Origin of the sequence: Elstera sp., assembly GCF_044372965.1 — a bacterium.
Lineage (GTDB): Bacteria > Pseudomonadota > Alphaproteobacteria > Elsterales > Elsteraceae > Elstera.
Genome location: NZ_JBILQX010000205.1, coordinates 1 through 5966, shown reverse-complemented (window position 1 = coordinate 5966; position 5966 = coordinate 1). Strand labels below are relative to the sequence as shown.

The window sequence follows — 5966 nt, the reverse complement described above, 5'->3', positions numbered from 1 at the left end:
GCCGCCGCCCGCGCCGCTGCGGCCGCGAGGCTCTGCTGCGGGCTCGCGATGACCCGCACCTGCTTATTGGCGAAGGCCGGATGATCGGGGGCGGGGGTATCGGCCAAAGGCGATGCCAGCCACGCCCGCAGCGCTGGGCCGGGATCAATGCCGTAACGGGCGAGAATCGCCTGCGCTCCGGCACGGTCGGATACATCGGGCACCGTCGGGCCGGAGGCGATAAGCCCCGGATCATCCCCCGGAACATCGGAGATCAGCAGGCTCACCATCGGCGTATGCGGCGCTGCGACGGCAAGACGCCCGCCCAAGATTCCCGAGACGTGCTTGCGAACCCGGTTCATCTGCGCGATATCCGCGCCCGACGCCAATAACAGCCGATACAGCGTCTGGATATCGGCTAGGGGCACCTCCGGCGGCGGCAGGGCCAAAAGCGCCGACCCACCCCCGGAGATAAGCGCGAGAATAAGATCGTCCGGCCCGGCCTCCCCGACCAGCGCCAGCAACCGCTGGGCTGCGGCCTGTCCGGCGGCATCGGGAACCGGGTGCGCGGCCTCCAGAACCTCAATCGAGCGGGTTGCCGCGCCGTGGCCGTAGCGGGTGACGACGAGGCCAGCGAGCGGCCCCGGCCAAAGGCTCTCCAGCGCTGCCGCCATTTCCGCCGCCGCCTTCCCCGCCCCGACGACAAAGGTGCGCCCCTTCGGCGGGGGCGGCAGGGCGGCGGCAAGCGCCTGGGCGGGTTGCGCCGCCACCACCGCCGTGTCGAACAGGCTGCGCAGAATGTCGTGCGGGGATAGAGCGGTCATCGGCCTATGCCTCGATTCCGTAGACGGCCAGAACTTGGCGCATCCGCCGGGCGGCCCGGTCGGGATCGCTCAGCAACCCCGCCGCATCGGCGAGGCGGAAGAGGTCGGCGAGATGGACCAGGGAACGGGCGCTCTGCTGCCCGCCGATCATGGTGAAATGATCCTGATGGCCGTTTAGATAGGCCATGAAGACCACGCCGGTTTTATAGAACTGCGTCGGCGCTTTGAAGATATGGCGCGAGAGCGGCACTGTGGGAGCCAGCAGAGTCTCGAACGTGGCCCGGTCCCCCGCCGCGAGCGCGCTTAAGGCTGCCGACGCCGCCGGGGCGATGGCGTCAAAAATTCCCAGCAGCGCATGGCTAAACCCGTGCGCGTCACCGCCGATCAATTCGGCATAGTTGAAATCGTCGCCGGTATACATTTTCACGCTGGGCGGCAGTCGGCGGCGCATCTGAATTTCCTTCTCCTTATCCAGGAGGGAAATTTTAATGCCATCCACCTTATCGGCATGCTCGGCGATAATGCCTAAGCAAACCTCCAGCGCGGGCGGAAACTCGGTCGTGCCCCAATAGCCCGTCAGCGCCGGATCGAACATATCGCCCAGCCAATGCAGAATAACCGGCTGTTTTACCTGCCGCAAAATCCGGCCGTAGACCGTGGCGTAATCCTCCGGGCGGGTAGCGGCTTTCGCCAGCGCCCGGCTGGCCATCAGAATGATCCGCCCGCCCAGGGCTTCAATCGTGCTGCACTGGGTTTCATAGGCGGCAATCACATCGTCGAGAGTAGCCCCGGCAGGCGCAAGATGATCGGTTCCCGCGCCCGAGAAAACCATAGCACCGGGGAAATCCCGCGCGGCATCGAGACTACGGCGGATCAACTCCTGCGCTTGGCCCCAATCCAGCCCCATACCGCGCTGGGCCGTATCCATCGCCTCGGCCACGCCCAGCCCGAGCGACCAGAGATAGCGGCGGTATGCAATCGTCTTGTCCCAGTCAATCGCGGGCGGGTTGAACCAGGGGGCATTATCGGCAAAGGGATCGGCAACCACATGGGCCGCCGACAGGGCAATGCGATTGAAGGCCACCGATGGCTTGGGGAATTCTTGTGCGGGCGACAGGGTAAAGGGCGTCAGCGCACCGCCAACGGCGGGCAGCAAGAGGCTGGACATAGGGATTCTCCCAAACACTCAGAGGGAAACGGGCAGATCGAAGACGAGAATGCCGTCGAGGCCGCCACTGGCATTCTCGACGAGCTTCGCCCCCAGAGCTTGATGGTCGGGGTGCGCTTGATAGGCAGCGAGCGCGGCCCAATCGGCGAAATCGACGACGAAACCGTGATGGTAGCCGCGCTCGATTTTCTCCGGGCTTTCACGTTGGCTGGCGCCCAAACTGAAGATCGAAACCCTTATACCGAACGCGGCTAACCGCGGCTTCGAAGCGGGGAGATCTGCTGTGACACGGCCCGGCATCGCTGCCGGGCCGTTGAGTGGTATCAGGCGGGTTCTTGGCCGGTTACAACGCGCAGGGCATTAATCTGACTGTCGTCCGTGCCCCCCTTCAGTTGGTCAGGGTCTTCTCCGTCCAGGACGACGTGATCCTCAATAAACTTCGAGGCCCCGAACAAAGCGAAGCCTGCTACCACCAGAAAGCCAATTGCGCGGCACATGGTTTTTCTCCGTAAGATTGCAACCATTATAGACTAAGGTCGCACCCCTCCAGATTTCGGTGAGTGTTGGGGCTAGAGGCATTCACCCGTTTTCCCTGTCGGTGTCATCGCGAAGCGGCCCGATGGGACGATCATCCCCAACGGTCCCTGAGACCCGCTAATTCCCGCCAGTATCCCCACAGATTGGCGCCAGCAGCCCCAGCGCGTCGACCTGCATCGCTCGGCAAATCTCGATGAACTCGGCCACATCGATCCGCCGCTCGCCGTTCTCGAATTTAGAGACGAAGGATTGCGGCTTGCCGAGTCGTCGCGCCAGATCGACCTGGGTGATTCCCTTCGCTTTGCGCGTGTCGACCAGCGCGGCGAGGATTTGGCGGTAAAGGAGGGAATGGGTGGTTTTCATGGGCCTCTCGCGGCCCACCTTCCCTACTTCCCTTATGATAACCCAAAGTGGGATAGTGCCGATCCAAAGCGCACGCCGGTTGGCGCGACACCCCGCCATCTCTGTATCACGATGAAAGAAGGAGCGTGCTATGTCGAAACCTGAAATCGGGACACTGTCCGCCAAATTCCAACTTACTCTGCCGCAAGCCCTGTGCGCGGCCCGGCAATGGCAACCGGGTCAAGAATTCACCCTGGTCCCCAAAGCAAATGGTCTTCTCCTCGTGCCCGTCCCGGTACATGACCGGAATCTGCCTGAGCAAGACAAAGACTAACCTGCGATCCGCAGTCTGAAATTCTCCCCCAGCGCATTCTGTCACTCCGAAGCCAAGGTTCAAGCCGTTTTCCAATAGGCAGCGAGGCCCAGCTTACAGCCCTCGGCCTGCACAAGCTTACCGTCTTTTAACTCGAAATATCCTATAATAGGATATATATTTCCGATTATTGAGCCCTTCCGAGACTGCCATCCGCAGCCCGGACTCTCGTCCCCCCGCCGAAATCCGGCGGGGTGTTCTGCTAACACGGGACGCAGACCGCCCCCCCAAGTCGTCTTACGAGGAACCATTATGGACGAAGCCGAAAAGCGAAAACTGATCCTCTCCTTTGCTGTAACCGTCGCCGTCGCCCTCTTCTGCGGCTTTGTCTACAAGACGCCGGATAACCTGCCCGACCCTGGCACCGGATTGCGCCTTCTAGCCGGGATCGTCGCCATTCCCACCGGCTTCATTGGGCTGCTGATCGGTGATTTCCTGCGCCGCGTCGTGATGCCGGACGCCATCTTCACCAGCGGCGGCTTCTTTGATCTGCTGAAAGCGCGGCTGTTCTGGGGCATCGGCCCGCAGGCGATCGGGCTGTTCATCGGCGTCGCCATCGGCGCCACCCTCGTGCTGTAAGCGCCCGTTTTCCGTCCACTCTTCGAAGGAACCATCCCATGCGCAAAGCCGCCCGGCTTTTGAGCGTTCTCTCGCTGTTGCTGCTCGCCGCCTGTTTCAAAAGCGAGGACGAGCAAGCCCTCGACCTCGTGAAAACCGGCTATCTCGACCAGGATAAATCCGCCCCGGTCGGCAAAATCCTGGAGGGATACGCCTATTTCACCGCGAAATCCTGGCACACGTTCAAGACCGACCAGGGCAAGCGCATTGTCGAATTCACCGGCCAGGTCGATCTCGCCGCCAATACGCCGGAGCGTATCGCCACCTTCTCCAAGGAGGCGGGAAAGCAAGGCGGCGGCGATATCGTCAATGCGCTGCAAGCGATCGGCATCGTCAAGCAGATCAGCGAACCGGGCTTTCCCGTTTTTGCCCAGGCCCTGGGCCTCAAGACGGAATTCCTCGCCCAGTTCGTCGTGCTGCCCAAGGATCGGTTCGAGGTCGCCTATATCGGCGAACGCCTGATCGTTGATCTGAACTCTTGGCCGACCGCGACAGGACAAGCCGGGGAGCCCGCGGCGCAGGTGACGAAAATCATCGAAGCCTCTGACAAGGGCAACCCCGACCTGCTCGACCGTATTTATAGCAACCGCATGTTGCCGCTGTCGGTCGAATCGGTGCGCCTCTACGTCGAATATAAAAAGGCCCGAGGCGAATCCCAGTAACGCCCCCTCTCCCGCAAGGATTCCATCATGAATAAACCGACAGCCATTCTCGTGACGTGCGTCCTCTTCGCCCTGGCATCGCCCGCCTCGGCGGAACCGGCGTACAGCGACACCTATAAAACCTGCCTGGACGCCTCCGGCGGCGCCACCTTCGCGATGATCGACTGCATCAATGCCGAAGAAAAATTCTGGGACCAGCGCCTTAACCGCAGCTACCAGGCACTTCTGAAACAGCTCACACCCGACCGACAGAAAAGCCTGCGAGCGGCGCAACGCCTCTGGTTGCAGTATCGGGACGCCAACTGCGGCTTCTACTTCGACCCCGACGGCGGGCAAATGGCGCGCCTAACCGCGACGGAATGCCACCTGCGCATGACCGCCGACCGGGCAACGGAGCTTATGTGCCCCCCGATTTTGGATCCGTCTTGATGTAGAGTCCGACAGCAGGAGTCGGACGAAGATGAAGCGCACACGGTTTACAGAAGAGCAGATCATTGGGGTTTTGAAGGAGCAGGAATCCGGGCTTGCGACGGCAGAAGTTTGTCGTCGGTACGGGATCAGCCCTGCAACTTTCTATAAATGGAAGTCGAAATACGGCGGCCTTGAGGTTTCAGAAGCCAAACGGCTGAAGGGGCTTGAAGAAGAGAACGCCCGGCTAAAGAAGCTTTTGGCGGAAGCCATGCTGGACAATGCGGTTTTAAAGGATTTGGCGTCAAAAAAATGGTAACGCCCGCCGCGCGGCGGATGGCTGTTTCGCACGCCCGTGAGGTTCATGGGATGAGCGAGCGGCGGGCGTGTCGATTGCTTGGGGTCAGTCGCCGGACGGTTCGGTATCGTTCGTCTCGGCCCCAGGATGCGGGTTTGCGGCAGCGATTGCGGGCGCTGGCGGCGGAACGTCGAAGGTTTGGGTACCGGCGGTTGGGCATTTTGCTGGCACGCGAGGGTTTTCGGCTTAATCACAAGAAACTGCTGCGGATTTATCGGGAGGAGGGTCTCAAGGTTCGCCGCCGGAGTGGCCGGAAGCGGGCGCTGGGAACCCGCGCGCCAATGATGCTTCCTCAAGGGCCGAACCAGCGTTGGTCGCTCGATTTCGTCTCCGACAGTTTGGTCTGCGGTCGGCGTTTTCGCATTCTGTGTGTGGTCGATGATTTCACCCGCGAATGCCTAGCCCTGATCGCCGATACGTCCCTATCGGGGGCCAGGGTCGCCCGGATTTTGACAGGCCTGATTGCAGGGCGCGGCAAACCGCGCACCGTGGTGAGCGATAATGGAACTGAGCTAACCTCGTCGGCAATTCTGCGCTGGTCGCAAGAAAATCGCATCGACTGGCATTACATCGCGCCGGGTAAACCAACGCAGAATGCGTTTGTTGAAAGCTTCAATGGTCGCCTGCGGGATGAATGTCTCAACGAAACCCTGTTTACCTCGCTCGCCCACGCCCGCAGCCTGTTGGCGGAATGGCA

The 5966-nt window shown here is 61.4% G+C and carries 9 protein-coding genes and 1 pseudogene; 5 read left to right on the top strand and 5 right to left on the bottom strand.

Going from position 1 to position 5966, the window contains the following annotated elements; all coding sequences use genetic code 11:
- The 5 genes from ACIQ36_RS17735 to ACIQ36_RS17715 form a co-directional block, all read right to left on the bottom strand.
- On the bottom strand, window positions 1-803 hold an 803-nt coding region (locus ACIQ36_RS17735), incomplete at its 3' end, for a glycerate kinase (protein WP_395831778.1).
- A 4-nt stretch (window positions 804-807) separates the two neighbouring features.
- Window positions 808-1971, bottom strand: a complete 1164-nt coding sequence (locus ACIQ36_RS17730) for a dihydrodipicolinate synthase family protein (RefSeq protein WP_395831776.1) — start codon at window positions 1969-1971, stop codon at window positions 808-810.
- Between the two features lie 18 nt (window positions 1972-1989).
- Window positions 1990-2190 carry a Dabb family protein gene (locus ACIQ36_RS17725; RefSeq protein ID WP_395831774.1) on the bottom strand — a complete coding sequence of 67 codons (201 nt, stop codon included), beginning with the start codon at window positions 2188-2190 and terminating at the stop codon, window positions 1990-1992.
- A gap of 104 nt (window positions 2191-2294) precedes the next feature.
- Complete coding sequence (locus ACIQ36_RS17720; protein ID WP_395831772.1) at window positions 2295-2468, bottom strand: hypothetical protein; 174 nt, start codon at window positions 2466-2468, stop codon at window positions 2295-2297.
- Between the two features lie 157 nt (window positions 2469-2625).
- Window positions 2626-2871, bottom strand: a complete 246-nt coding sequence (locus tag ACIQ36_RS17715) for a helix-turn-helix domain-containing protein (protein WP_395831770.1) — start codon at window positions 2869-2871, stop codon at window positions 2626-2628.
- Window positions 2872-3001: 130 nt separating this feature from the next.
- Between ACIQ36_RS17715 and ACIQ36_RS17710 the strand changes: the two genes are divergently transcribed.
- The 5 genes and pseudogenes from ACIQ36_RS17710 to ACIQ36_RS17690 form a co-directional block, all read left to right on the top strand.
- Entirely contained in the window at window positions 3002-3184 is a 183-nt protein-coding gene (locus tag ACIQ36_RS17710; RefSeq protein ID WP_395831768.1) for an AbrB/MazE/SpoVT family DNA-binding domain-containing protein, read from the top strand.
- Window positions 3185-3475: 291 nt separating this feature from the next.
- Window positions 3476-3802 (top strand): hypothetical protein, encoded by a 327-nt coding sequence (locus ACIQ36_RS17705; RefSeq protein WP_395831766.1) that lies wholly within the window; start codon window positions 3476-3478, stop codon window positions 3800-3802.
- Between the two features lie 38 nt (window positions 3803-3840).
- Window positions 3841-4503: a hypothetical protein gene (locus ACIQ36_RS17700; RefSeq protein ID WP_395831764.1), complete on the top strand. Its 663-nt coding sequence runs from the start codon at window positions 3841-3843 to the stop codon at window positions 4501-4503.
- Window positions 4504-4530: 27 nt separating this feature from the next.
- On the top strand, window positions 4531-4932 hold the full coding sequence (locus ACIQ36_RS17695) for a lysozyme inhibitor LprI family protein (protein WP_395831762.1): 402 nt from the start codon (window positions 4531-4533) through the stop codon (window positions 4930-4932).
- Window positions 4933-4963: 31 nt separating this feature from the next.
- Window positions 4964-5966: pseudogene (locus ACIQ36_RS17690) on the top strand (IS3 family transposase); the annotation flags it as partial.

Excerpts from the sequence above, each read along its gene's own strand:
- ACIQ36_RS17695 (WP_395831762.1), top strand. The coding sequence starts at position 4,531 with ATGAATAAACCGACAGCCATTCTCGTGACGTGCGTCCTCTTCGCCCTG.
- ACIQ36_RS17720 (WP_395831772.1), bottom strand. The coding sequence starts at position 2,468 with ATGTGCCGCGCAATTGGCTTTCTGGTGGTAGCAGGCTTCGCTTTGTTC.
- ACIQ36_RS17700 (WP_395831764.1), top strand. The coding sequence starts at position 3,841 with ATGCGCAAAGCCGCCCGGCTTTTGAGCGTTCTCTCGCTGTTGCTGCTC.
- ACIQ36_RS17705 (WP_395831766.1), top strand. The coding sequence starts at position 3,476 with ATGGACGAAGCCGAAAAGCGAAAACTGATCCTCTCCTTTGCTGTAACC.
- ACIQ36_RS17710 (WP_395831768.1), top strand. The coding sequence starts at position 3,002 with ATGTCGAAACCTGAAATCGGGACACTGTCCGCCAAATTCCAACTTACT.
- ACIQ36_RS17715 (WP_395831770.1), bottom strand. The coding sequence starts at position 2,871 with ATGAAAACCACCCATTCCCTCCTTTACCGCCAAATCCTCGCCGCGCTG.
- ACIQ36_RS17730 (WP_395831776.1), bottom strand. The coding sequence starts at position 1,971 with ATGTCCAGCCTCTTGCTGCCCGCCGTTGGCGGTGCGCTGACGCCCTTT.